The organism is Micromonospora sp. NPDC048063, assembly GCF_043202855.1.
Taxonomy (GTDB): domain Bacteria; phylum Actinomycetota; class Actinomycetes; order Mycobacteriales; family Micromonosporaceae; genus Micromonospora.
Map to the genome: position 1 here is coordinate 294,352 of NZ_JBIDBG010000002.1, position 21,201 is coordinate 315,552.

Genomic DNA, 21,201 nt, shown 5'->3' on the forward strand with positions numbered 1-21,201 from the left:
TCGTGAGTCTCACCATCGGCATCGTCGGCCTGCCCAACGTCGGCAAGAGCACCCTGTTCAACGCGCTGACCAAGAACGACGTGCTCGCGGCGAACTACCCGTTCGCCACCATCGAGCCCAACGTCGGCGTTGTCGGGCTGCCGGACGAGCGGCTGCACAAGCTCGCCGAGATCTTCAGCTCGCAGAAGGTGCTGCCCGCCCCCGTGTCGTTCGTCGACATCGCCGGCCTGGTGCGCGGCGCCTCCAAGGGGCAGGGCCGGGGCAACGCGTTCCTGGCGAACATCCGCGACGCCTCGGCGATCTGCCAGGTGGTGCGGGCCTTCTCCGACCCGAACGTGGTGCACGTCGACGGCAAGGTCTCCCCGGCCGACGACATCGAGACGATCAACACCGAGCTGATCCTCGCCGACCTCCAGACCCTGGAGAAGGCGGTGCCGCGGCTGGAGAAGGAGGCCAAGCTCCGCAAGGACCGGGCCGCCGCGGTGACCGCCGCCAAGAAGGCCGTCGAGCTGCTCGACACCGGCGTCACCCTCTACGCGGGTGCCAAGGACGCGGGCATCGAGCTGGAGCACCTGCGCGAGCTGCACCTGCTCACCACGAAGCCCTTCCTGTACGTCTTCAACGTCGACGAGGCCGAGCTGGGCAACGCCGAGTTCCTCGACGAACTGCGCGCCCTGGTCGCCCCGGCCGAGGCCGTCTTCATGGACGCCAAGATCGAGTCCGAGCTGGTGGACCTGCCCGAGGAGGAGGCCCGCGAGCTGCTGGAGTCGATCGGTCAGCAGGAGCCGGGCCTGGACCAGCTCGTCCGGGTCGGCTTCCGCACGCTCGGGCTCCAGACGTACCTCACCGCCGGCCCCAAGGAGGCGCGGGCCTGGACCGTCCCGGTCGGCGCGACCGCGCCGGAGGCCGCGGGCGTCATCCACTCCGACTTCCAGCGCGGCTTCATCAAGGCCGAGGTGGTCTCCTACGCCGACCTGGTCGCCGCCGGATCGATGGCGGCGGCCAAGGCGGCGGGCAAGGTCCGCATCGAGGGCAAGGAGTACGTGATGCAGGACGGCGACGTCGTGGAGTTCCGCTTCAACGTCTGAAACCGGCCCGTTCCCGCAGGTCAGGAGGGGTGTGCCCGCGCTCTGGGGCACACCGGGGGCGCAGCCCCACGCTTCATCGACCGCCCGGCGGGTGCGCTCCTCCGAGTCCGGCATCAGGTGGCCGTACGGCGAGCAGGCGGCCGGCGGGAACTACCCGGAACGCTCGCGGATGGCAGCCGCCACCATCTGGGGGCAGCGGGACAGAGGTGCTGGATCGGCTTGTCGGCCGCTCTCCTGTGGCCCGGGTCAGCCTGCTGTCGACCCGTCGGGAGCCGACAGCGGTGTGGGCAGGAGCGGGTGGTGTCGGCGGTCGAGCCCACACCCCGCACCGAGGCACGGGGTGTGGGCTCCAGCGTCGAGACCATCAGGCGGCAGTGGACGATGGCCGGGGTGCGGCAGAGCTCATCCGGGGATGATGTCGACGCGCTTGCGGTCGGCCTTCAGCAAGAATCGGCACCCGCGAAGACCCGAGGCAGGATCGCAACAGTGTGCGTCGAACTCGAGCCCGAAGTGTGATACAGGCAGGGTCCGTCGGTGCCCCAGTCCCAGACAACCTTCGCCCACACCGCGTAGCTGCAGCGGTTGACTATTTTGGCCGTCTGGGTCGTGGCGGTGGAGCCTGAGATGTAACGCTCTACACAGTAGGGCGCATTATCGGCGTAGGCGGGCGCGGCGAGAACCGTGGCGCCCAAGCCACCGCTGACCATCGCCACAGCAAGGGCCCTCTTCGTCAAATTCTTGATCATGCTATTTCCCCGTCGATTGTGGTCAAGGCCAGCGAAGGGGTTCGCGAATCCCGCAGTGAAGATTATCAATCACATCGATCATGGGCAAGCAGGTCGGAAGGGCTCGCCCGGACGGTGGGCATGGGCCGGCGCTGACCCCGTCGGTGCAGGTCAGCGGAACGGGGGTCCGGTCGGTCACCCGGTCCGGCGAGCAGATTGTGCCGCAACTCGGGGCGCGTCGGGGAGTCGCGCTAGGGTGTGGGATGCCGAGGGTCCTGATATCAGCCGACATGGAGGGTGTCTCGGGCATCGTCCATCCCGTGGGAGACGAATCCCGAGCGGTACGACTACGAGCGCGGCCGGGCGCTGATGACCGCCGACGTCAACGCCGTCGTCGCCGGCGTGCTGGAGGCCGATCCGTCGGCGGACGTCGTCGTCGCGGACGCGCACGGACCGTTCCGCAACCTGCTGCCAGAGGATCTTGACCACCGCGCCCGGCTGATCCGCGGTCGACCGCGTCCACTGGGGATGTTGGCGGGAATCGGCGACGGCGTCGACGCGGTGCTGTTCGTCGGCTATCACGCCCGCGCGGGCGGCGGCCCCGCCGTGCTCGCCCACACGATCAGTGACGCCGTCCTGGCCGTGCGGCTCGACGGCCGGGAGGTGGGCGAGATCGGTCTCAACGCCGCGCTGGCCGGCCACCACGGCGTGCCGGTCGTCCTGCTCAGCGGCGATGAGGCCGCCTGCGCCGAGGTGCGGGAGCTGGTGCCCGGCACGTCGACCGTCGCCGTCAAGCGGGCGCTGGGCCAGGCAGCCGCCGAGGTGCTGCACCCGAAGGTCGCCCGGGACCGGCTCCGGAAGGGGGCGGCCGCTGCCATGGCCGGACGCGCAGAGGTGCCGCCCTGGACGATTACCGGGCCGGTGACCATCGAGGTGGATCTTTACAGCCCTGCCACCGTGGACACGGCGACGCTGATACCGGGGGTCACGCGTGCCCCCGGAGCGCGGACGGTCCGGTTCACCGGCCGGGACGTCGTCGAGGCGTACGGCGTGGTCCAGCTCCTCGTGCAGCTCGCCCAGGTCAAGCCCGCCTGACCGCCGGCCTCAGCCCTCCCGGCGATGGCTCAGGTCAGCGACCCCGAATACGCCGACCAGGTGGTGGACACGGCGCTGCGCGGCCTCCGGCCACGCGACCGGTAGCCGCTGTCCCTCGCGTGGGGGAGGAGGTTCCCTCATCGACGGGAGGGGGCGGGGGGCCACCGCCAATACCGTCGTATCCATGGTCAATCACGTTCGCGCCCGGCGATGGCCGGCGTATTCCCTGGCGGTGCTGTTCCTCGGGTACGCCGCGGGAAAGGCCGTCTTCGCCGCGCAGTCCCGGCTCGGGTTCCCGGGTGGTCCGGTCGTGTCCGCCGCCGAGCACGAGAGCTACGCCCGCGACGTCATGGGCGTGGCCACCGCGCAGTGGTCGGCGACCGCTACCGGGTTGTTGGCCGCGTGCCTCGCCGTCGCCACGGTGACGACGCTGGGGCGCCGGGTGCCGAGGACGATGATGCTGCTGGCGCTCGCCGGCATGCTGCTGGCCGTCGGGGCCGGCGCGATGATCATGGTCGTGGACGGCTTCGTCGGCATCGGTGTGGGCTGGCAGTGGTACCACGCGATCCTCGGGCTCGTCGTGATCGGGCTGCTCCTGGAGACGATTCGGTCCTACGCGACGGCGACGAAGCGTGTCGCGGCCTGATCGCGCGCGCTGGGGCGCGTACGGGGCGGCGGCCTGCGCCGCGGCCTACGGCTCGATGAAACTCGCGCAGGCGCTGGGGGCCAACGCGCTGGCCGACAAGGACCCGCTGCCCCCGGAGCTGCGGGAGCGGCTGCTCGCGCGAGACCCGCTGTTCGTGGCGAGCCACTGGGTGCTGGCCACCGCCGCCGTGGTCGGCGTCGTGGTCGCGCTGGCGATGCTGCGGCCCTGGCGGGCGGCCCTCCCGCGCCGCCTGCTGCTCGCGATCGCCGGGACGCTGGGAGTCTTCATGGTCGCCCGGTCGATCGGGGTGCTGGGGTTCGGCTTCGTCGGTGACGCGCTGCTGTTGACCGGAGTCCGCCCGCCGCCGGCCGAACACGCCGTGCTGGCTCGCGAACTGGCACGGTGGGACCTGCTGCTGTGGTCGCCGTTCTTCCTGCTCTGGGGGGTGTGCTGGACGGCGGCGGGATGGCGGCTGCACCGGAGGTCCACTGTGACCGGTGGTCCGGCGTCGGCGGTGGGTGCGGTGAGCCCTACCATCTCGCCATGATCACTCCGCCGTTGGCGCCCGACGTGCTCGCCCGCTACCCCGGGCTGGAGAAGCTCGGCCGCACGGCCACCAGGCTGCACCCCCGTCGCGGGGCGGTCACGGCCACCGAGAGCCACGTCGGAGGGCCGCTGCTGTGGCCGGCCGACGAGCCCTGGCCCACCTGCGCCACCCCGTGCATGGTGCAGGAGGAGGTGCCGATCCCGGCGGAGCTGTTGGCCCGGATGCGCGAGGCGGAGAGCCGCCGTACGGTGGCGCACGTGCTGGCCGACGGCGAGATCGAGCTGCACGAGGAGCTAGCGCGGCTGGTCGGCCCGGGTTTCAGCGGTTGGGGCTCGGTGAACGGCGGCCCGACGGTGGGCTACCGGTACGGGCCGCGACCCCACCCCCGGCCGAACCCGATGGTGGCGCTGGCGCAACTGCGCGCGGCGGACGTCCCCGACCTGCCCCGGCCCGGCGGGGCGGACCTGTTGCAGGTGCTGTGGTGCCCGTTCGAGCACGACACGCCGCCGTGGGGGCCGATCGTGGAGCTGCGGTGGCGGCGGGAGGCGGACGTCACCGCCACGCTGACGGAGCCGCCGCGCGGTGAGACCGGGACGGAAGGGTACGTGCCCCAGCCGTGCCGGCTGCACCCGGAGCAGATCGTCGAGTACCCGTACATCGAGGAGTTGCCGGCGGAGCTGCGGGCGCTTGCCGAGGCGGACGAGGACGAGGAGTACCTCGACACCTTCATGGCACCCGGTTGGAAGGTCGGCGGGTACGCCCGGTGGAGCCTCACGGACCTGAGCCCGACGCCGTGCCCCCGCTGCGCCGGTCCCACCACGCTGGCCCTCGTCATCGACTCCTCGGAGCACGGAGCCGACCGGTGGCGCCCGACCCGAGCGGACGGCGCACCGGACGACGACGACCCGTACGAGCCGACCGGCGTGGTCGTCGGCCGCTATGGCGCGCTGCGCATCTTCGTGTGCCTGACCTGCCCGGACGTGCCGTTCCTGCTCGACCAGCAGTGAGGCCTGTGGTGTCGACGAACCCGTGGCTGTCCGGGCCGACCCCCACCGGGCGGCTGCCGCGCGAACGCCTGGCCGAGCGCATCCTCAACCTGCTCTCGTCGCAGAACATGTGCGTGCTCGCCACCGTCGGGCCGGACGGGCCACTCGCCACGCCGGTGCGGTACTACCCGCTCGGCTTCGCGGTGCTGTTCACTGCCGCCCCGGCGTCGCCGAAGATGCGCAACATCGCGGCCGACCCCCGGGTGTCGGTCGGCATCTTCGCGCCGCTGGTGGGACTGGCCAGCAGCCGTGGCGCCCAGGTGTTCGGCTCGGCCCGGGTGCTCAGCCCCGACGATCCGGACCGGGCGCACTACTGGTCGGCGTTCCGGTGGGAGAACGAGCACGTCGAGCGGGGCCGGTCGCTGACCGAGCCGCCCCGCGACACGCTGGTGGTGGTGGAGGCGGACCGCATCGTGTACACCGAACACTGGCTGCGGCGCGAGGGCTACGCGCCCCGACAGGTCTGGCGGCGCTCGGACTGAATGCCATCCGCCGGGCTCGATCGACCCGCGACCGCGCTCGGTCAGTCGGCGGAAGATCAACGCGGCGAGGGCGAGCCAGTCGGCCGCCACCAGCAGCCTTCAGCCCGGCGTGGCGTGGTACGGCTGTGGACGGTCCCTGGTCGGGAACGGCGCGGACCGCTGTGGTGCCGCCGTCCCTCGGGGTGACGAGGAGGTGCGACGGGCGAAAGCTCGACGCCCCGGTGGCGTCGGCGCCCCCGGCCGCCACCCGTCGTCCAGACGGGACGAGTGGAACACCATGGGTGTCAGACAGGTGCGTTGGCAGCCATGGTGTTCCACTCGCGGGAGTAGCGGGACAGGCCCCGTTGTCGCCTGCGGTCAGCCGCCGGCGGGGCGGGCCGGCTCGACCTGATCGGCGGCCAGCACAGGCAGGGCGTTCGTGACCGGGCCGCCACGCTGTTCCGCCGGGCTGCCGAGGCGGAGTGTCGCGCCCTGCTCGAGTGCGCCGGCCAGCTCAGCTGATGTGGTGCAAGATCACGTTGTGCACGTGGTGGCTCTTCTGGGCGCCACGGAACTCCACCTCGTAGGTGTGCGTGCCGACGTGGATCGCGATCGCGCCGGTGGAGAAGAACGAGCCGCCCCAGGACTTGTTGCTGACCACGCTGACGCTCGTGATCTTCGAGTACGGGATGCTGGTGATGGCGTACCGCTTGCCGACGAAGGAGCGGTCCTGGATGATCACGCGCCGGTCGGTCAGGCCGATGAAGCCCGTGCCCGTGCCGACGGCGTCGTAGACGGCGATGATCTGTTCCCCCTGGAGCAGGCCGCTCTGGATCTGCTGGAACTGCTCCTTGCGGTCGTACGTCGCGTTGGCCATGACCTCACGGTAGGCCGGGCGTGCCAGCCCAAGATCACTCTCGGCGCGCCAGGACGAGGAACTCGCCGTCGCCCCGGCCCACCGGCTCTCCGCCCCAGCCGCCGTGGATCCGCTCGACTGCGAGCCCGGCGGCCCGCAGCGACCCGCGCAGCTCGTCCTCGGTGCGGAAGCGCAGGGTGGCCGAGCTGAGCAGCTCCTCGCCGTCACCGAACAGGTAGTGGTGGGTGAAGGCGACCGTGCCGCCGTCGACGGCGGTTACCTCCGTCCACGCCCGCACCATCTCGCCGCCCGGCAGGGTGATGCGCCGCCGCGAGTCGACCGGGTTCCAGCGTTCCCACCGCCGGTCCGCCGGATCGCGCGAGTCGAACGCCAACCAACCGCCGGGCACCAACGCCCGGGCCAGGTCGGCGAGGGTACGCGCCCACTCGGCGTCGTCCACGACGAACTGCGCCACGTGGCTGGTCAGCACCGCCACGTCGTACGACCGGTCCGGCAGCAGCGCCGAGGTGCCCTCGATCCAGGTCACCCGGTCCGCGCCCCGCTTGGAGCGGGCGGCGGCCAGCGAGGGGCCGGCCGGGTCGACGCCGGTGACGGTGTGGCCGGCGGCGGCCATGCCGAGGGCGAGCCGCCCGGTGCCGCAGCCCAGGTCGAGCACCCGGGCGGCGGGCGTCTCGCAGACCCGGGCCAGAAACCAGTCGTCATCGCGCGACCAGAGGCACTCGGCGTCGTAGACCCGGACCAGCCGCGGATGGTGGAACTCGCCGTGCCGCATCGACACCGATCATGCCATCCGGTGCTGGGTGCGGGCGACTTCGTTGCGGAACGACCGGCATCCGCCGAACGTGGCGCGGGTCAGCGTCCGTTCGCGTCGGTCGCGGCCCGGACGAACTCGCGGACCCGGGCCGTGGTGTTGCTCTCGCGCCAGACCAGGCCGCGCCGGATCGGGGGCGCGTCGCGGATCGGCACGTACGCCACGTCGGGGCGGGGGTAGTAGCGCCGGGTGTGCTCGCCCACGGGCAGCACGCCCCGCCCCATCGCGACCAACGTCAGCATCTCCGAGAAGGTGTTGCCGGCCGGCCCCTTCGGCACCGGCCGCCCCGACGGGGTGTGCTCGGGCGTGCGGTCGCGCTTGAACTCCACCGAGGTCACCGCCGGGTACTGCACCACCGGGTGGTCGCCGAGCACCTCCAGGGAGACGGACTCCTGCCGGGCCAGCGGGTGCCCCGCCGGCACCGCGAGCACCCGCTCCTCCTCCAGCAGCGCCGGCCCGCAGGCCATCCCGTCGAACGGGTACGCGGCCATCAGGATGTCGATCGAGCCGTCCACCAGGCTCGGCCGCGAGTTGAAGAGCTGGACCTCGTGCACCTCGACCTGGCAGTCCGGGTGGCGCTGCGCGAACAGGGCGACGGCCTTGAGCAGCACCGGGGCGGTCCACTCGCCGAGGAAGGCGACCCGCAGCCGCCCGGTGACGCCCCGCCCCGCCTCGACGGCCCGGCGTACCGCCTCGTCCATGCCGACGACCAGCGGCGCCAGGTCGTCGGCGAGCTGCCGGCCGATGGGGGTGAGCTGCACGACCCGGCTGGTGCGGGCGAACAGCGGGGCGCCGATGCGACGTTCCAGCTTCTTGACCACGTGGCTGATCCGCCCGGTCGTCACCCGCAGGCGTTCGGCCGTCCGGCCGAAGTGCAACTCCTCGGCGAGCGTCAGGAAGGTCTCCAGCTCGTGGCGTTCCAGCACGTCGGTGTCCCGTCGTTGAATCCGGCTCAACGATCGTAGTGTGATCGCGTCTTGGTCGGCCGGGCCGGTCGGCGCATCGTGGGGGCATGGAAACGACGACAGTGACCGACTACCTGGCGGGCCTCGACGCCCCGCTGCGGGAGATCGGCGAGAAGCTCCTCCCCGTCATCGAGGCGGCGCTGCCGGGCGCGACCGGGGCGGTGTGGCACGGCCACCCGGTCTGGGGCCTCGGCGACCGGCCGGGCCGGCGACCCGTCTGCCCGGTGAAGGCGTACGCCGCGTGAGCGCCGTGCGGGTCACGGGCTTCGACCACCTGGTGCTCAACGTCTCCGACGTCGAGCGGGCGTTGGGCTTCTACTGCGACGTGCTGGGCCTGGCCCCGGTGCGGGTCGACGAGTGGCGGGCGGGCAAGGTCCCGTTCCCGTCGGTACGAGTCAGCCCGGAAACCATCATCGACCTCGTCCGTCGGGACCGGGGCGAATCCAACGTCGACCACTTCTGCCTGGTGGTGGAGCCGCTGGACTGGCAGCACGCCGTCGACGCGGGGGTGTTCACAGTCCTGGCGGGACCGGTGGGCCGGTTCGGCGCGCGCGGCAGCGCCACCTCCCTCTACGTGCGGGACCCGGACGGCAACTCCGTCGAGCTGCGCTGGTACCCCCAGGACGCCGCGTAGCCGGCGCGTAGGTCAGGGCTGGGTGACAGCGCGGTACGCGTCCTCGATGCGCGCGGCCAGCAGCACCTCGCGCTCGGTCAGCGGGGCGTTGCCGTGCCCGACCTTGATGTGCGTGTGGTCGGCGCGGCGGCTGATCTCGGGCCGCAGGTGCAGTGCGTCGGCGACCACCTTCACCCGCTCGGTGAGGGCCGCGTGCTGCGTGTCGTCGATCACGAGGGTCCGTCGGATCTGCTCACCCTCCCGGGTCCAACCGGTGAGCAGGGTGAGGGCGTCGCTGAGGTAGTCGTGCTTCGCCCGGCCGTTGAACAGCACGCGCATCACCGCACCTCCCAGGCGCCGTTGCCGGCTTGTGGCCAAATCGTCGCCGTCCCGTGTCTTGTCGGTGCCCTCTAGTCTGTCGTCGCACGGTGGGTGTGTCCACGCCCACACTTCCGTCTTCTCCTGCCCTGACGGTCGGCCACGCTACCCAAACCGCCGATTGATCTGGCACGCTGGACGCCCGTGCGGACCGAACGGGCTAACGGCGGCGGGCAGGCCGAACGACGGGACCTGAGGGTCGTCGTCGGGGCGGCGATCATCAGGAACGGCAGGGTGCTCGCCTGCGCCCGGGCCGCCCCGCCAGAGGTGGCGGGCATGTGGGAGTTCCCCGGCGGCAAGGTGGAGCCGGGCGAGAGCGAGACCGCCGCGCTCGTCCGCGAGTGCGCCGAGGAACTCGCCGTACGCGTGGAAATCGGCGACCGGGTCGGCCGCAACGTCCGGATGGCGCACGGCCGCTCCGTGCTCAAGGTGTACGCGGCCCGCCTGCTGCACGGCGACCAGCCGCAGGCGCTGGAGCACTCGGCACTGCGCTGGCTCTCCGCCGACGAGTTGGACAGCGTCACCTGGCTGCCGGCCGACGCTCCCATCGTCGCCGCCCTCCGCCCGATCCTCGTGCCCGGCTGAGCCGAAGCGGACACCCGGGCGGAAACGGGACGGGGGCCGGCGGCAACAGCCGCGGCCCCCGTCATCGTCGACGCCCTCAGTGCTTGTCCTGCTCCGGGTGGGCGAAGTTCAGGTGCTCCGGCGGCAGCGGGAAGGTCACGTCCTCGCCGAACGGCGACGGCGCCGCCGCCCGGTCGAAGGTGAGCTCCGTCAGCGGAAGCCTGCCGTGGGTGTCCACGGCCGGCGCCGTCGGCTTCGGCACCTCGCGGTGCCAGTTGACGCCGCGCTGCGCCTGCACCTCGGACTGCGGGTCGTGCGAGCCGCCCGCGTGCGAGTGCACGCCCCCGTGGGCCGCGCTGCCGTGCACCGCACCGCTGGCGTGCCCGCTGGTCACGATGGTCTGAGGCACCTGACCCCTCCGGAAGATCTTGCTACCAAGCCACACGAGGGGATCGTACCTGCGGTCGACGACCCGCTCCTTCATGGGGATGATCCCGTTGTCCGTGATCTTGATGTGCTCCGGGCAGACCTCGGTGCAGCACTTGGTGATGTTGCAGAATCCGAGGCCCTGTTCGGCCTGCGCGTACTCCTTGCGGTCGGTCCTCGCGTCGAGCGGGTGCATGTCCAGCTCCGCGGCCCGGATGAAGAACCGCGGCCCGGAGAACGCCTGCTTGTTCTCCTCGTGGTCCCGGATCACGTGGCAGACGTTCTGGCACAGGAAGCACTCGATGCACTTGCGGAACTCCTGCGAGCGCTCCACGTCGACCTGCTGCATCCGGTACTCGCCCGGGGCCAGGTCGGCCGGCGGCGCGAACGCCGGGGTCTCCCGCGCCTTCTCGTAGTTGAACGAGACGTCGGTGACCAGGTCCCGGATGATCGGGAAGGTGCGCAGTGGGGTGACCGTGACCGTCTCGTCCTCCGCGAAGGTGGACATCCGGGTCATGCAGCTCAGCCGCGGCTTGCCGTTGATCTCCATCGAGCAGGAGCCGCACTTGCCGGCCTTGCAGTTCCACCGGCAGGCCAGATCCGGGGCGTCGGTGGCCTGGAGCCGGTGGATGACGTCGAGGACCACCTCGCCCTCGTTCACCTCGACCATGTAGTCCTGCAGGTCGCCGCCGTTCTCGTCGCCGCGCCAGATGCGGAACTGGCGCTTGGCGCCGGGCTTGCCGGCCCCGGGGGACTTCTGCTCCGCCATTACTTGCCCGCCTCCTCGGCCTCGGCGTCGGCGACGAGGGCGTCGAACTCGGCGAGCTCCTCGTCCGTGAGGTACTTGGCCAGCTCCGCGCGGTCGAAGAGGCCGATCAGCTCCGCGCGCATCTTCGGCAGCGGCTTGCGCTCCAGGCGCACGGTGTCGCCGTCCAGCGAGCAGACCAGGTTGACCCGGCGCCACATCGGATCCATCGCCGGGTAGTCCTCCCGGGTGTGACCGCCGCGCGACTCCTGCCGCTCCAGCGCCGCCTTCGCGGTGCACTCCGAGACCACCAGCATGTTGCGCAGGTCCAGCGCCAGGTGCCAGCCCGGGTTGTAGCGGCGGCCGCCGCTCGCGCTGACCTTGGCCACCCGCTCGCGCAGCTCCGCCAGCCGGCTCAGCGCGTCGGCCAGCTCGCCCTCGCGCCGGATGATCCCGACGAGGTCGCCCATCACCGCCTGGAGGTCCTGCTGGAGGGTGTACGGGCTCTCGCCGGTGCCCCGCTGCAACGGTGCCAGCGCGGTCTCCACCGCGGCCTCCACCGCCGCGACGTGGACCTTCGGGCGGGCCGGCAGGCTGTCGGCGTACGTGGCGGCGTGGCCGCCCGCGCGCTTGCCGAAGACCAGCAGGTCGGACAGCGAGTTGCCGCCGAGCCGGTTGGAGCCGTGCATGCCGCCGGAGACCTCACCCGCGGCGAAGAGCCCCCGCACGGTGCCGTACGCGGCGCCCGAGTCCGGGTCCACCTCCACGCCGCCCATCACGTAGTGGCAGGTCGGCCCGACCTCCATCGGCTCCTTGGTGATGTCGACGTCGGCCAGTTCCTTGAACTGGTGGTACATCGACGGCAGCCGGCGCCTGATCTCCTCGGCCGGCAGCCGGGAGGCGATGTCCAGGTAGACGCCGCCGGCGGGGGTGCCCCGGCCGGCCTTGACCTCGCTGTTGATCGCCCGGGCCACCTCGTCGCGGGGCAGCAGCTCCGGCGGGCGCCGGTTGTTGTCCGGGTCCTTGTACCAGCGATCCGCCTCGGCCTCGTTGTCCGCGTACTGCTTGCGGAAGACGTCGGGGACGTAGTCGAACATGAACCGCTTGCCGTCGGAGTTCTTCAGCACGCCGCCGTCGCCGCGCACCGACTCGGTGACCAGGATCCCCTTCACCGACACCGGCCAGACCATGCCGGTCGGGTGGAACTGGAGGAACTCCATGTTGATCAGCGTCGCGCCGGCGCGCAGGGCCAGCGCGTGCCCGTCCCCCGTGTACTCCCACGAGTTCGAGGTGACCTTGTAGGAGCGGCCGACGCCGCCGGTCGCCAGCACCACGGCCGGCGCCTCGAAGAGGACGAACTCGCCGGACTCCCGGTAGTAGCCGAACGCGCCGGCGACCCGGTCGCCGTCGAGCAGCAACTCGGTGATGGTGGTCTCGGCGAAGACCTTGATCCGGGCGTCGTACGAGCCGTGCTCCCGCTTGTCCTCCTGCTGGAGGGAGACGATCTTCTGCTGGAGGGTGCGGATCAGCTCCAGGCCGGTCCGGTCGCCGACGTGCGCCAGGCGCGGGTACTCGTGGCCGCCGAAGTTGCGCTGCGAGATCTTCCCGTCCTTGGTGCGGTCGAAGAGCGCGCCGTACGTCTCCAGCTCCCAGATCCGCTGCGGCGACTCCTTCGCGTGCAGCTCGGCCATCCGGAAGTTGTTGAGGAACTTGCCGCCGCGCATGGTGTCGCGGAAGTGCACCTGCCAGTTGTCCCGGCTGTTCACGTTGCCCATCGCGGCGGCGGCGCCGCCCTCGGCCATCACCGTGTGCGCCTTGCCGAAGAGCGACTTCGAGATGATCGCGGTCTTCTTGCCGGCGAGCCGGGCCTCGATCGCCGCGCGCAGGCCGGCGCCGCCGGCCCCGATCACGACGACGTCGTAGTGGTGTCGTTCGATTCGCGTGGTAGAGCTCGTGTGGTGGTGAGGATTGGTCATGTCAGGGGGCCCTCTAGTTGATGAACCGCAGGTCGTTGAACCAGCCCGCAGCGACCGCCATGACGTAGAAGTCCGTCAGGGCCAGGGTGCCGAGGGTGATCCAGGCGAGCTGCATGTGCCGGACGTTCAGGGCGGAGATGAAGGTCCAGGCCCGGTAGCGCACCGGGTGCTTGGAGAAGTGCTTGAGCCGCCCGCCGATGATGTGCCGGCAGGAGTGGCAGGAGATCGTGTACGCCCACAGCATGACCACGTTGCCGAGCAGGATGATGTTGCCCAGACCGAACCCGAAGCCCTTCGGCGAGTGGAAGGCCAGGATCGCGTCCCAGGTGTTGATCAGCGAGATGACGGCGGCGGCGTAGAAGAAGTAGCGGTGCAGGTTCTGGCCGAGCAGCGGGAACCGGGTCTCGCCGCCGTAGGACTGGTGCCCGTCCGGCACCGCGCACGCGGGCGGCGACAGCCAGAACGACCGGTAGTACGCCTTGCGGTAGTAGTAGCAGGTGAGGCGGAACAGCAGCAGGAACGGCAGGGTCAGCGCGGCGTCCGGGATGATCCACCAGCCGGGCAGGAAGCTGCCGAAGTGCGAGGAGCCCTCGACGCACCGTTCGGTGACGCAGGGGGAGTAGAACGGGGTCAGGTAGTGGTACGCGTCGACCCAGTAGTAGTCGTGCATGAAGACCCGGACCGTCGCGTACGCGACCCAAGCGCCGAGCCCGATCACGGTGAGCAGCGGGGCGAGCCACCAGCGATCGGTACGCAACGTCTTCGCCGCGATGGCGGCGCGCGCCCGCGCCCCCCGCGGCCTCGTTGCCGTTGATGTCATTCGAGTCGTCTCCCTGACGGGGCCCGCACGCGCGGGCGGATCAGTTTCCGGTCGGCACGCGGACCGGCGAACCCGCACCCGCTTGCCACGTCATGCGCACACCAACGACCGCGCCGGCGATACGGCGCAGCTAAGTGACACACGTTACGCCGATCTTTGCGGGCCGTCCGCGCAAGGCAGTGTCCCGTGTGTCCCGGCCGGTGGAAAGCCCCGAACGATGATCGATGTCCGGATGTTAAGAACCTCACCGGTCGCCTGTCCGTCGTACGCACGCGACTCACCCGGAAGCGTCGCCGGCCCCGACTCCGTCGTGGAGCGGGCCGCCGGGCTCCGGTCTGTGAGCGGGCCGCGGGGTCAGCCGGAGGCGCCGCCCGTGAAGTTCCAGGAGGCCAGCCGCAGCGGTGGGGCCTCCCACCAGACGCCGTCCGTCCGGTCCGGCTGGCGTACCGCCCGGCTGCCGACGCCGAGCACCGCGCCGGGACCGAGGGCTCGGGGGTAGGACTCGGTGAAGCGCAGGTCGCGGACCGCCCGGGTCACCACGCCGTCCTCCACCAGCCAGACGCCGTTGCGGGTCAGGCCCGTGACGACCAGGCTCTTCGGATCGAGCACCCGGGTGTACCAGAGGTCGCTGACCAGCAGCCCCCGCCGCACCCGACCGACCATCCCGGCGGTGTCCCCGTCGACCACCGCACCCGCCACGCCGCCGCCCGCGCCCGCCGTGCCGGCGCCCGACGTCGCCGCCGGCGCGCCGCCGGTGGCCCCGGCACCCGTCGGCCCGGCCGCGTGCAGGCGCAGGTTGCGGGGCATCGGGCCCCACGTCGCGGCGCCGGCCAGCGCGTGCCCGGTCGAGGCCGCGCCGACCTCGACGGCGGTGCGCCGGTCGTGCGCCACCGTCCGGGTGGTGCCCGCCTCGACCAGGGTCACGGCTCGCCGGGGCGTGCCCTCGACGTCGAACGGCAGCCCGGAGCCGCCGAGCGGGTCGTCGACCAGGGTGACCGCCGGGTCGAACTGGGCCGCCCCCGGCTCGGCGAAGGACTGCCGCTCGGCGTACCGCTTGCCGTTGAAGCCGAACCAGGAGAGATTCTGGAGCAGGTCGGCGACGGCGGCCGGCTCCAGCACCACCTCGTAGCGGCCGGGCGGCAACTCGACCGGGTCGGCCGCGGCGCGCGCCTTGGCCGCGGCCCGGGCGCCGAGCGCGGCGCCGTCGATATCGGCCAGCCGGTCGGCGCAGAACCGGGCCACGCCGTCGGAGCCGCCGGTGCGGGCGATGCCGTCCATCGCCGCCTCGGCGGCACGGCCCCACGCCGAGTGGCCGGCCGAATTGGCGAACGCGGAGGAACGGTGCGCCGTGCGGCAGTAGCCGGCCGCCTCCAGCCCGCCGGCCGCCGCCACGAACGCGCGCACCAGCTCGGCCCGCTCGTCCGGCTCGGCGTACGCGGTGGCCTCGTCGAAGGTCGCGGCAGTCGGCGCCGGCGCCGGCGGGGCGAGGCCCGGCCAGGCCGGGTCGGGCGGACAGAGCCGCGCCGCGGCGAGGGTGCGCTCGACCAGCGCGCGCAGCCCGTCGGCGGTGACCACGCTGCCGCTGCCGGCGGCCGTGCGCCCGCCGACGTGCAGCCGCAGCCGGACCTCGACACCGGACTCGGCCACGTTCTGGTGGATGAACGAGTTGGCGAACCGGGTCAGCGCCAGGTCGGCCCGGGTGACCACCGCCTCGGCCTGCGCGTCGGGCCCGCCGAGCCGGCGGACCAGCTCCACCACCTGACCGGCCATCTCCAGCTCACTCATGCTGCACCCTCTTCGTTCGCGACTGCGGGACTCGCTCGCTGCGCTCGCTCATTCCTCGCGCTCACGCACGAACTCCTACCCGGACGTTGCGGAAGCGGGCCGGCGCGGCCGGGTGGCCGGTGTGGCCCACCTGGCCGGGTTGGCCCTTGCCGCAGTTGGGCGTGCCCCAGGCGACGGTCTCCGAGGAGAGCATGTCCATCGAACGCCAGAAGAGGGGACCGATGCCGGTGTAGGTGGGGTTGCGCAGCATCCGCCCACGCCGGCCCTTCTTCACCTCCCAGCCGATCTCGCAGCCGAACTGGAAGTTGAGCCGCTTGTCGTCGATCGACCAGGAGCGGTTGACGTCCATCAGCACCCCGTCGTCGGTGGCGGCGACGATCTCCTCCAGGGTGTGCGGGCCGGGCTCCAGGCCCACGTTGGTCATCCGCACCATCGGCAGCCGGGCCCAGCCGTCGGCGCGTACGCTGCCGCCGTGGTCCAGGCCGGCGACGGCGGCCGAGTCCCGGCCGGCGAGCACGCCCACCCAACGCCCCTCGCGCACCGCGTCGCGCTTGACGGCCGGGGAGCCCTCGTCGTCGAAGCCGAAGCTGCCGAGCGCGCCGGGGATGGTGGGGTCGATGGTGACGTTCATCAGCTCGGAGCCGTAGCGCAGCGAGCCGAGCTGGGCCAGGTCCAACCAGGAGGTGCCGGCGAAGGCGGCCTCCCAGCCGAGGATCCGGTCCAGCTCGATGGCGTGCCCGACCGACTCGTGGATCTGCAGGGCGAGTTGCTCGCCGCCGAGGATGAGGTCGGTCTCGCCGGCGGGGCAGGGCGGCGCGGTGAGCAGCGCCCGGGCCTCCTCGGCGATCCGCGCCGCCTGCGCGGCCAGGTCGAGCGAGGTGACCAGCTCCCAGCCGGTGGTGCCGTATTGGCCTCGGTAGCTCGGGTAGGAGCGGCGCTGGGTCTCCCCGTCACCGACGACGGTGGCGGAGATGCCGCCGCCGCACTCCCGGATCCGCTGGTCGATCCGGTGCCCCTCGCTGGAGACGAACCACTTGGCCGTGTCCCAGACCTGGTAGAGGCCCTCGGCCACGTCGGCGCCGTGCTCCGCCATCGTCCGCGTGGCACCGACCAGCAGGTCGCCCTTGTCGGAGAGCGGCACGCCGAGCGGGTCCACCACGCAGGGGGACGCCCAGCTCGCGGTCACCGCCGCGGCCGGCACCAGGTCGATCGGCGGCCCCGGGACCCGCGCGCTCGCCGTGGCGATCCGCGCGGCGCGCCGGCCGGCCTCGCGGGCGGCGGCGTCGGACAGCTCCGGTACGGCGTGGAAGCCCCAGCTCGACCCGACCAGCGCGCGGACGCCCAGCCCGATGCTCTCGTCCTGGGTCAGCTCCTCGATGTCGCCGTTGCGGGCCGACATGGACTCGTAGCGGCGGTGCATCACCCGGGCGTCGGCGTATCGGGCTCCCGCGTCGAGCGCGGCCTGCACCGCGGCGGCCGCCGCGTCGAACTCGGTCACGACGGCACCACCGGGTTGCGTTGATGATTCGCTCGCTGGCGCTCGCTCATGCGCCCGACCCTAGGCGAGCCCACCGACATCCGTCAGGCGAGCAGGTCCTCCGGCCGGATCGTGACCCGTACGGGCTCGGTCAGCTCCAGCTCGTCGCCGGCCTTGGTCACCGACCGCTCGACGTAGTGGGCGCCCTGCCGCTGGTACAGGTGCATGGTCAGGTTCTCCTGCTCCACGAGGAGGTACCACTCGATGCCGGCCGCCGCGTAGTAGTGCATCTTGAGCACCTTGTCGGTAGCGGCGTTGCTCGGTGAGATGATCTCGCACACCAGCCGCACATCGCGGGCGTCGATGACGAGCACGCGGAGATCGACGTCGTTGGTGATCACAAGGTCGGGTATCGGGATGCGTCCCGGCCGGAGCCGGACGTTCACCGCTTCCAGCACGCGTAGGCCGGCTGCCCGGACCGGTGCCCGGAGCGCGGCGCGCAACTCGCCGGAGATGTTCTGGTGAAGAGGGGTGGGTCCTGGGGTCACGTGAAGGCTCCAGTCGAAGAGCTCGACGCGGTCCTGCGTCCCGCCGAGGGCGAGGTACTCCTCTTCGGTCCACGGGCCGTCGTGGCCGAACACCGCCGCGGTCATGGTCACCTCCACCTCATCGACGGGATCCTCCCGTGACTGACGCAGCCATGGTCGCACCTGAGGTGCGTCGGATGTTTCAGTTGTGGCGGTGGATGTGCTGGTGGGGGTGTCGGAGCCCGTTGCAGAGTCGTTACGCTGTGGCCCGCTGACAGCCCTCGGTTATGTAGCTTATTTTCACCCTCAGTGATTTCCTGTAGGTTCTCTTCGTCACTGAGGGAGGCGGTCGTGGGCAGTCCGGAGTCGGCGTCGTCCGGGGAACCGGGCCGCCCCAGCGTGCCGGAGCAGCGCTCCGGCCAGGATCCGTACCTGCGGGTGAGCGACCTGCGGGTCCGCTTCGACACCGAGGACGGCGTGGTGCGCGCGGTCGACGGGGTGTCCTTCGCGGTGGAGCGGGGGCGCACGCTCGGCATCGTCGGCGAGTCGGGCTCGGGCAAGAGCGTCACCTCGCTGGCCATCCTCGGCCTGCACAACGCCAAGCGGACCACCATCACCGGGGAGATCTCCGTCGGCGGGCGCCAACTGGTCGGCCTGCCGGAGGAGGAGGTACGCCGGCTGCGCGGCCGGGACATGGCGATGATCTTCCAGGACCCGCTGTCCGCGCTGCACCCGTACTTCACGGTGGGCAGGCAGATCGCCGAGGCGTACCGGGTGCACCACCCGAAGGCCGGCAAGCGCGAGGCCCGCCAGCGCGCGGTGGACATGCTGGGCCGGGTCGGCATCCCGCAGCCGGCCCGCCGCTTCGACCAGTACCCGCACGAGTTCTCCGGCGGCATGCGGCAGCGGGCGATGATCGCCATGGCGCTGGTCAACGACCCGGACCTGCTGATCGCCGACGAACCGACCACCGCCCTGGACGTGACCGTGCAGGCGCAGATCCTCGACCTGCTGGCCGACCTCCAGGCCGAGTTCCACTCCGCGATCATCATGATCACGCACGACCTGGGTGTGGTCAGCCAGGTCGCCGACGAGGTGCTGGTCATGTACGGCGGGCGGGCCGTCGAGCACGGCAGCGTCGAGCAGGTGCTCCGCCGGCCGCAGCACCCGTACACCTGGGGCCTGCTCTCCAGCGTGCCCTCCCTGCACGGCGACGCGGACGCGGACCTGGTGCCGATCAAGGGCAACCCGCCCAGCCTGATCAACCTCCCGCCCGGCTGCGCCTTCCACCCGCGCTGCCGGTACGCCGACCGCAACGGCGACCGCTCGCGCACCGAGGTCCCGGAGCTGCGCCCGGCGGGCGCGCCCGGCCACCTGGTGGCCTGTCACCTCTCCGCCGACGACCGGACCCGGTTGTACGCGGAGGACATCGCCCACGTGGGGGTTGCCCGATGAGTGTGGAGACGGTCGAGCCGCTGCTGCGGGTGCGCGGGCTGGCCAAGCACTTCCCGGTGCGCAGCGGGCTGCGGAGCACGGGCCTGGTGCGGGCCGTGGACGGGCTGGACTTCGACGTGCGCCCGGGCGAGACGCTCGGTCTGGTGGGGGAGTCCGGCTGCGGCAAGACGACGACCGGCCGGATGCTGGTCCGCCTGCTGGAGCCCAGCGCGGGGAGCATCGAGTTCGCCGGGCGGGACATCACCCACGCCGGCCGGCGTGAGCTGCGCCCGCTGCGGCAGGACCTTCAGATCATCTTCCAGGACCCGTACGCCTCGCTGAACCCCCGGCACACCGTCGGCCGGATCGTCGCGATGCCGTTGCAGGTCAACGGGATCGACCCGCCGGGCGGGATCAAGGCCCGCGTGCAGGAGCTGCTGGAGCTGGTCGGGCTGAACCCGGAGCACTACAACCGGTACCCGCACGAGTTCTCCGGCGGCCAGCGCCAGCGCATCGGCATCGCCCGCGCCCTGGCGCTGCGGCCGAAGCTGATCGTCGCCGACGAGCCGGTCTCCGCCCTGGACGTGTCGATCCAGGCGCAGGTGGTCAACCTGCTCCGCGACCTGCAGCGCGACCTGGGCCTGGCGTTCGTCTTCATCGCGCACGACCTGGCCGTGGTGCGGCACTTCTGCCAGCGGGTCGCCGTCATGTACCTCGGCAAGATCGTCGAGATCGGCGACCGGGACGACATCTACGAGCGCCCGCAGCACCCGTACACCCGGGCGCTGCTCTCGGCGATCCCGGACGTCACCAAGCTCGGCCCGGCCGGCCGGATCCGGCTGGCCGGCGACGTGCCCACCCCGCTCAACCCGCCGTCGGGCTGCCGGTTCCGCACCCGTTGCTGGAAGGCGCAGGACATCTGCGCCACCGAGGAGCCGGCGCTGGTGCCCCGCGACGGCGGAAGCCAGGCCGCGGCCTGCCACTTCCCGGAGCGGGGGCCCGTCGAGGCCGCCCCGGCCGGGCAGCCGGCGACGTCGGCCGCCGGGCCGGCGGACGGTGTGGGCGGCGAGCCGGCGGACGGCGCGGGCGGCGAGCCGGCGGACGGCGCGGGCGGCGAGCCGGCGGACGGCGTGGGCGGCGAGCCGGCGGGCACGGGTGCGGGCGTCGAGGAGGTGTCGAGATGAGCATGTCCCCGGTGGAGGGCGTGGCGCTGGCCGAGATCGACTCGGGTGGCGGCGCCGACGCGCCGAAGGAGAAGGGCTTCGTCGGCCGGTCGCCCGGCCAACTCGCCATGCTCCGGCTGCGCCGCGACCGGACGGCGATGGCCAGCGGGGCGATGCTGGTCTTCTTCGTGCTGGTGGCGCTCGCCGCGCCGCTGATCGAGGCGTTCTACGGGATCAGCCCGCGCGACCAGTTCCAGGCCAAGCTGGACGGCTTCGGCATGCCGCTGGGCTACGCCGGTGGCGTGTCGGGGGACCACTTCTTCGGGCTGGAGCCCAACCTCGGCCGGGACATCTTCATCCGGCTGGTGTACGGCCTGCGTACCTCGCTGCTGATCGCCTTCGCGGCGGCGGTGATCACGGCGGCCATCGGCATCGCGCTCGGCGCGCTCGCCGGCTACCTCGGCGGCTGGCTCGACGCGGTGATCAACTGGATCACCGACCTGACCCTGGCCATGCCGTTCCTGATCATCGCGTTGGCCCTGACCCCGACCCTGACGCTGCGCTTCTACGGCGAGCGGGACGCGGTCTCGCCCGCCTTCGGGGTCGGGGTGCTGATCGCCGTCTTCGCGATCTTCGGCTGGACCGGCACCGCCCGGCTGGTCCGCGGCCAGGTGATCGCGCTGCGCGAGCGGGAGTTCGTGGAGGCCGCCAAGGCCAGCGGCGCCGGGCTGGCGCACATGCTCTTCCGGCAACTGCTGCCGAACATCTGGGCGCCGATCCTGGTGTCGTTCTCGTTGGCGGTGCCGCAGTTCATCACCAGCGAGGCCGCGCTGTCGTTCATCGGGGTCGGGCTGACCGAGGAGACGCCGAGCTTCGGTCGGATGATCTACCAGAGCCTGGACTACCTCCAGACCGACCCGGCGTTCGTCTTCTTCCCCGGCATCACGATCTTCGCGCTCGTGTTCGCGTTCAACCTCTTCGGCGACGCGCTGCGCGACGCGCTCGACCCGAAGTCGTCCCGGTAGGGGTTTC

Annotated in this window: 23 protein-coding genes; 13 read left to right on the plus strand and 10 right to left on the minus strand. The window is 72.0% G+C overall.

The window, feature by feature from the left end:
• The first annotated feature begins 2 nt into the window (after positions 1–2).
• From ychF to ACGFZ2_RS06150, 7 genes are all read left to right on the plus strand, one after another.
• Complete coding sequence (ychF, locus tag ACGFZ2_RS06120; protein WP_350703927.1) at positions 3–1,088, plus strand: redox-regulated ATPase YchF; 1,086 nt, start codon at positions 3–5, stop codon at positions 1,086–1,088.
• A 300-nt stretch (positions 1,089–1,388) separates the two neighbouring features.
• Positions 1,389–1,604, plus strand: coding sequence for a hypothetical protein (locus ACGFZ2_RS06125; protein WP_393450705.1), 216 nt, complete (start codon positions 1,389–1,391; stop codon positions 1,602–1,604).
• 506 nt (positions 1,605–2,110) lie between these two features.
• Positions 2,111–2,908, plus strand: a complete 798-nt coding sequence (locus tag ACGFZ2_RS06130; protein ID WP_393450707.1) for a M55 family metallopeptidase — start codon at positions 2,111–2,113, stop codon at positions 2,906–2,908.
• Between the two features lie 184 nt (positions 2,909–3,092).
• A complete protein-coding gene (locus ACGFZ2_RS06135; RefSeq protein WP_393261387.1) occupies positions 3,093–3,554 on the plus strand; it encodes a hypothetical protein in 462 nt (153 codons plus the stop codon).
• Positions 3,541–4,101: a DUF3995 domain-containing protein gene (locus ACGFZ2_RS06140; RefSeq protein WP_393450710.1), complete on the plus strand. Its 561-nt coding sequence runs from the start codon at positions 3,541–3,543 to the stop codon at positions 4,099–4,101. The genes ACGFZ2_RS06135 and ACGFZ2_RS06140 overlap by 14 nt, the downstream gene beginning before the upstream one ends.
• Complete coding sequence (locus tag ACGFZ2_RS06145; protein WP_393450713.1) at positions 4,098–5,108, plus strand: hypothetical protein; 1,011 nt, start codon at positions 4,098–4,100, stop codon at positions 5,106–5,108. The genes ACGFZ2_RS06140 and ACGFZ2_RS06145 overlap by 4 nt, the downstream gene beginning before the upstream one ends.
• A 5-nt stretch (positions 5,109–5,113) precedes the next feature.
• Entirely contained in the window at positions 5,114–5,629 is a 516-nt protein-coding gene (locus ACGFZ2_RS06150; RefSeq protein ID WP_393450716.1) for a pyridoxamine 5'-phosphate oxidase family protein, read from the plus strand.
• Positions 5,630–6,122: 493 nt separating this feature from the next.
• Here the strand turns inward: ACGFZ2_RS06150 and ACGFZ2_RS06155 are convergent, their stop codons facing one another.
• The 3 genes from ACGFZ2_RS06155 to ACGFZ2_RS06165 form a co-directional block, all read right to left on the minus strand.
• Positions 6,123–6,485 (minus strand): PH domain-containing protein, encoded by a 363-nt coding sequence (locus tag ACGFZ2_RS06155; RefSeq protein ID WP_091103067.1) that lies wholly within the window; start codon positions 6,483–6,485, stop codon positions 6,123–6,125.
• Positions 6,486–6,519: 34 nt separating this feature from the next.
• Positions 6,520–7,257 carry a class I SAM-dependent methyltransferase gene (locus ACGFZ2_RS06160; protein WP_393450718.1) on the minus strand — a complete coding sequence of 246 codons (738 nt, stop codon included), beginning with the start codon at positions 7,255–7,257 and terminating at the stop codon, positions 6,520–6,522.
• An 80-nt stretch (positions 7,258–7,337) separates the two neighbouring features.
• Positions 7,338–8,222 carry a LysR family transcriptional regulator gene (locus ACGFZ2_RS06165; protein WP_393261694.1) on the minus strand — a complete coding sequence of 295 codons (885 nt, stop codon included), beginning with the start codon at positions 8,220–8,222 and terminating at the stop codon, positions 7,338–7,340.
• 86 nt (positions 8,223–8,308) lie between these two features.
• On the opposite strand from ACGFZ2_RS06165, the gene ACGFZ2_RS06170 reads away from it, so the two are divergent.
• Both ACGFZ2_RS06170 and ACGFZ2_RS06175 read left to right on the plus strand, forming a co-directional pair.
• Positions 8,309–8,506, plus strand: coding sequence for a hypothetical protein (locus tag ACGFZ2_RS06170; RefSeq protein WP_393450721.1), 198 nt, complete (start codon positions 8,309–8,311; stop codon positions 8,504–8,506).
• Positions 8,503–8,895 carry a VOC family protein gene (locus ACGFZ2_RS06175; protein ID WP_393450724.1) on the plus strand — a complete coding sequence of 131 codons (393 nt, stop codon included), beginning with the start codon at positions 8,503–8,505 and terminating at the stop codon, positions 8,893–8,895. The genes ACGFZ2_RS06170 and ACGFZ2_RS06175 overlap by 4 nt, the downstream gene beginning before the upstream one ends.
• Positions 8,896–8,907: 12 nt before the next feature.
• Here ACGFZ2_RS06175 and ACGFZ2_RS06180 read toward each other — a convergent pair whose 3' ends face one another.
• Positions 8,908–9,213, minus strand: coding sequence for a 4a-hydroxytetrahydrobiopterin dehydratase (locus ACGFZ2_RS06180; RefSeq protein ID WP_350703912.1), 306 nt, complete (start codon positions 9,211–9,213; stop codon positions 8,908–8,910).
• 183 nt (positions 9,214–9,396) lie between these two features.
• On the opposite strand from ACGFZ2_RS06180, the gene ACGFZ2_RS06185 reads away from it, so the two are divergent.
• Positions 9,397–9,837 (plus strand): (deoxy)nucleoside triphosphate pyrophosphohydrolase, encoded by a 441-nt coding sequence (locus ACGFZ2_RS06185; protein ID WP_393261374.1) that lies wholly within the window; start codon positions 9,397–9,399, stop codon positions 9,835–9,837.
• 76 nt (positions 9,838–9,913) lie between these two features.
• Here the strand turns inward: ACGFZ2_RS06185 and ACGFZ2_RS06190 are convergent, their stop codons facing one another.
• The 6 genes from ACGFZ2_RS06190 to ACGFZ2_RS06215 all read right to left on the minus strand — a co-directional run bounded on the left by ACGFZ2_RS06190 (position 9,914) and on the right by ACGFZ2_RS06215 (position 17,698).
• Positions 9,914–11,011, minus strand: coding sequence for a succinate dehydrogenase/fumarate reductase iron-sulfur subunit (locus ACGFZ2_RS06190; RefSeq protein WP_393261372.1), 1,098 nt, complete (start codon positions 11,009–11,011; stop codon positions 9,914–9,916).
• Entirely contained in the window at positions 11,011–12,963 is a 1,953-nt protein-coding gene (locus ACGFZ2_RS06195; RefSeq protein ID WP_393450727.1) for a fumarate reductase/succinate dehydrogenase flavoprotein subunit, read from the minus strand. The genes ACGFZ2_RS06190 and ACGFZ2_RS06195 overlap by 1 nt, the downstream gene beginning before the upstream one ends.
• A 13-nt stretch (positions 12,964–12,976) precedes the next feature.
• Entirely contained in the window at positions 12,977–13,783 is an 807-nt protein-coding gene (locus tag ACGFZ2_RS06200; protein ID WP_350703904.1) for a hypothetical protein, read from the minus strand.
• Positions 13,784–14,137: 354 nt separating this feature from the next.
• Complete coding sequence (locus tag ACGFZ2_RS06205; protein WP_393261368.1) at positions 14,138–15,568, minus strand: TldD/PmbA family protein; 1,431 nt, start codon at positions 15,566–15,568, stop codon at positions 14,138–14,140.
• 61 nt (positions 15,569–15,629) lie between these two features.
• Positions 15,630–17,066 (minus strand): TldD/PmbA family protein, encoded by a 1,437-nt coding sequence (locus ACGFZ2_RS06210; RefSeq protein WP_393450730.1) that lies wholly within the window; start codon positions 17,064–17,066, stop codon positions 15,630–15,632.
• An 83-nt stretch (positions 17,067–17,149) separates the two neighbouring features.
• The gene (locus tag ACGFZ2_RS06215; protein ID WP_393450733.1) at positions 17,150–17,698 is read right to left on the minus strand and encodes a Uma2 family endonuclease; all 549 of its coding nucleotides are present in this window, start codon (positions 17,696–17,698) and stop codon (positions 17,150–17,152) included.
• A 273-nt stretch (positions 17,699–17,971) separates the two neighbouring features.
• Between ACGFZ2_RS06215 and ACGFZ2_RS06220 the strand changes: the two genes are divergently transcribed.
• The 3 genes from ACGFZ2_RS06220 to ACGFZ2_RS06230 are packed head-to-tail and all read left to right on the plus strand — an operon-like array spanning position 17,972 to position 21,194.
• On the plus strand, positions 17,972–19,027 hold the full coding sequence (locus tag ACGFZ2_RS06220) for an ABC transporter ATP-binding protein (protein ID WP_393261689.1): 1,056 nt from the start codon (positions 17,972–17,974) through the stop codon (positions 19,025–19,027).
• Positions 19,024–20,190 (plus strand): dipeptide ABC transporter ATP-binding protein, encoded by a 1,167-nt coding sequence (locus ACGFZ2_RS06225; protein ID WP_393450736.1) that lies wholly within the window; start codon positions 19,024–19,026, stop codon positions 20,188–20,190. The genes ACGFZ2_RS06220 and ACGFZ2_RS06225 overlap by 4 nt, the downstream gene beginning before the upstream one ends.
• A complete protein-coding gene (locus ACGFZ2_RS06230) occupies positions 20,187–21,194 on the plus strand; it encodes an ABC transporter permease (protein WP_393450739.1) in 1,008 nt (335 codons plus the stop codon). The genes ACGFZ2_RS06225 and ACGFZ2_RS06230 overlap by 4 nt, the downstream gene beginning before the upstream one ends.
• Positions 21,195–21,201 lie beyond the last annotated feature (7 nt).

Bases quoted from the DNA above. Each gene is read 5' to 3' on its own strand.
- ACGFZ2_RS06135 (WP_393261387.1), top strand. From the start codon at position 3,093: ATGGTCAATCACGTTCGCGCCCGGCGATGGCCGGCGTATTCCCTGGCG.
- ACGFZ2_RS06145 (WP_393450713.1), top strand. From the start codon at position 4,098: ATGATCACTCCGCCGTTGGCGCCCGACGTGCTCGCCCGCTACCCCGGG.
- ACGFZ2_RS06155 (WP_091103067.1), bottom strand. From the start codon at position 6,485: ATGGCCAACGCGACGTACGACCGCAAGGAGCAGTTCCAGCAGATCCAG.
- ACGFZ2_RS06160 (WP_393450718.1), bottom strand. From the start codon at position 7,257: ATGCGGCACGGCGAGTTCCACCATCCGCGGCTGGTCCGGGTCTACGAC.
- ACGFZ2_RS06170 (WP_393450721.1), top strand. From the start codon at position 8,309: ATGGAAACGACGACAGTGACCGACTACCTGGCGGGCCTCGACGCCCCG.
- ACGFZ2_RS06180 (WP_350703912.1), bottom strand. From the start codon at position 9,213: ATGCGCGTGCTGTTCAACGGCCGGGCGAAGCACGACTACCTCAGCGAC.
- ACGFZ2_RS06190 (WP_393261372.1), bottom strand. From the start codon at position 11,011: ATGGCGGAGCAGAAGTCCCCCGGGGCCGGCAAGCCCGGCGCCAAGCGC.
- ACGFZ2_RS06195 (WP_393450727.1), bottom strand. From the start codon at position 12,963: ATGACCAATCCTCACCACCACACGAGCTCTACCACGCGAATCGAACGA.
- ACGFZ2_RS06200 (WP_350703904.1), bottom strand. From the start codon at position 13,783: ATGACATCAACGGCAACGAGGCCGCGGGGGGCGCGGGCGCGCGCCGCC.
- ACGFZ2_RS06205 (WP_393261368.1), bottom strand. From the start codon at position 15,568: ATGAGTGAGCTGGAGATGGCCGGTCAGGTGGTGGAGCTGGTCCGCCGG.
- ACGFZ2_RS06215 (WP_393450733.1), bottom strand. From the start codon at position 17,698: ATGACCGCGGCGGTGTTCGGCCACGACGGCCCGTGGACCGAAGAGGAG.
- ACGFZ2_RS06225 (WP_393450736.1), top strand. From the start codon at position 19,024: ATGAGTGTGGAGACGGTCGAGCCGCTGCTGCGGGTGCGCGGGCTGGCC.
- ACGFZ2_RS06230 (WP_393450739.1), top strand. From the start codon at position 20,187: ATGAGCATGTCCCCGGTGGAGGGCGTGGCGCTGGCCGAGATCGACTCG.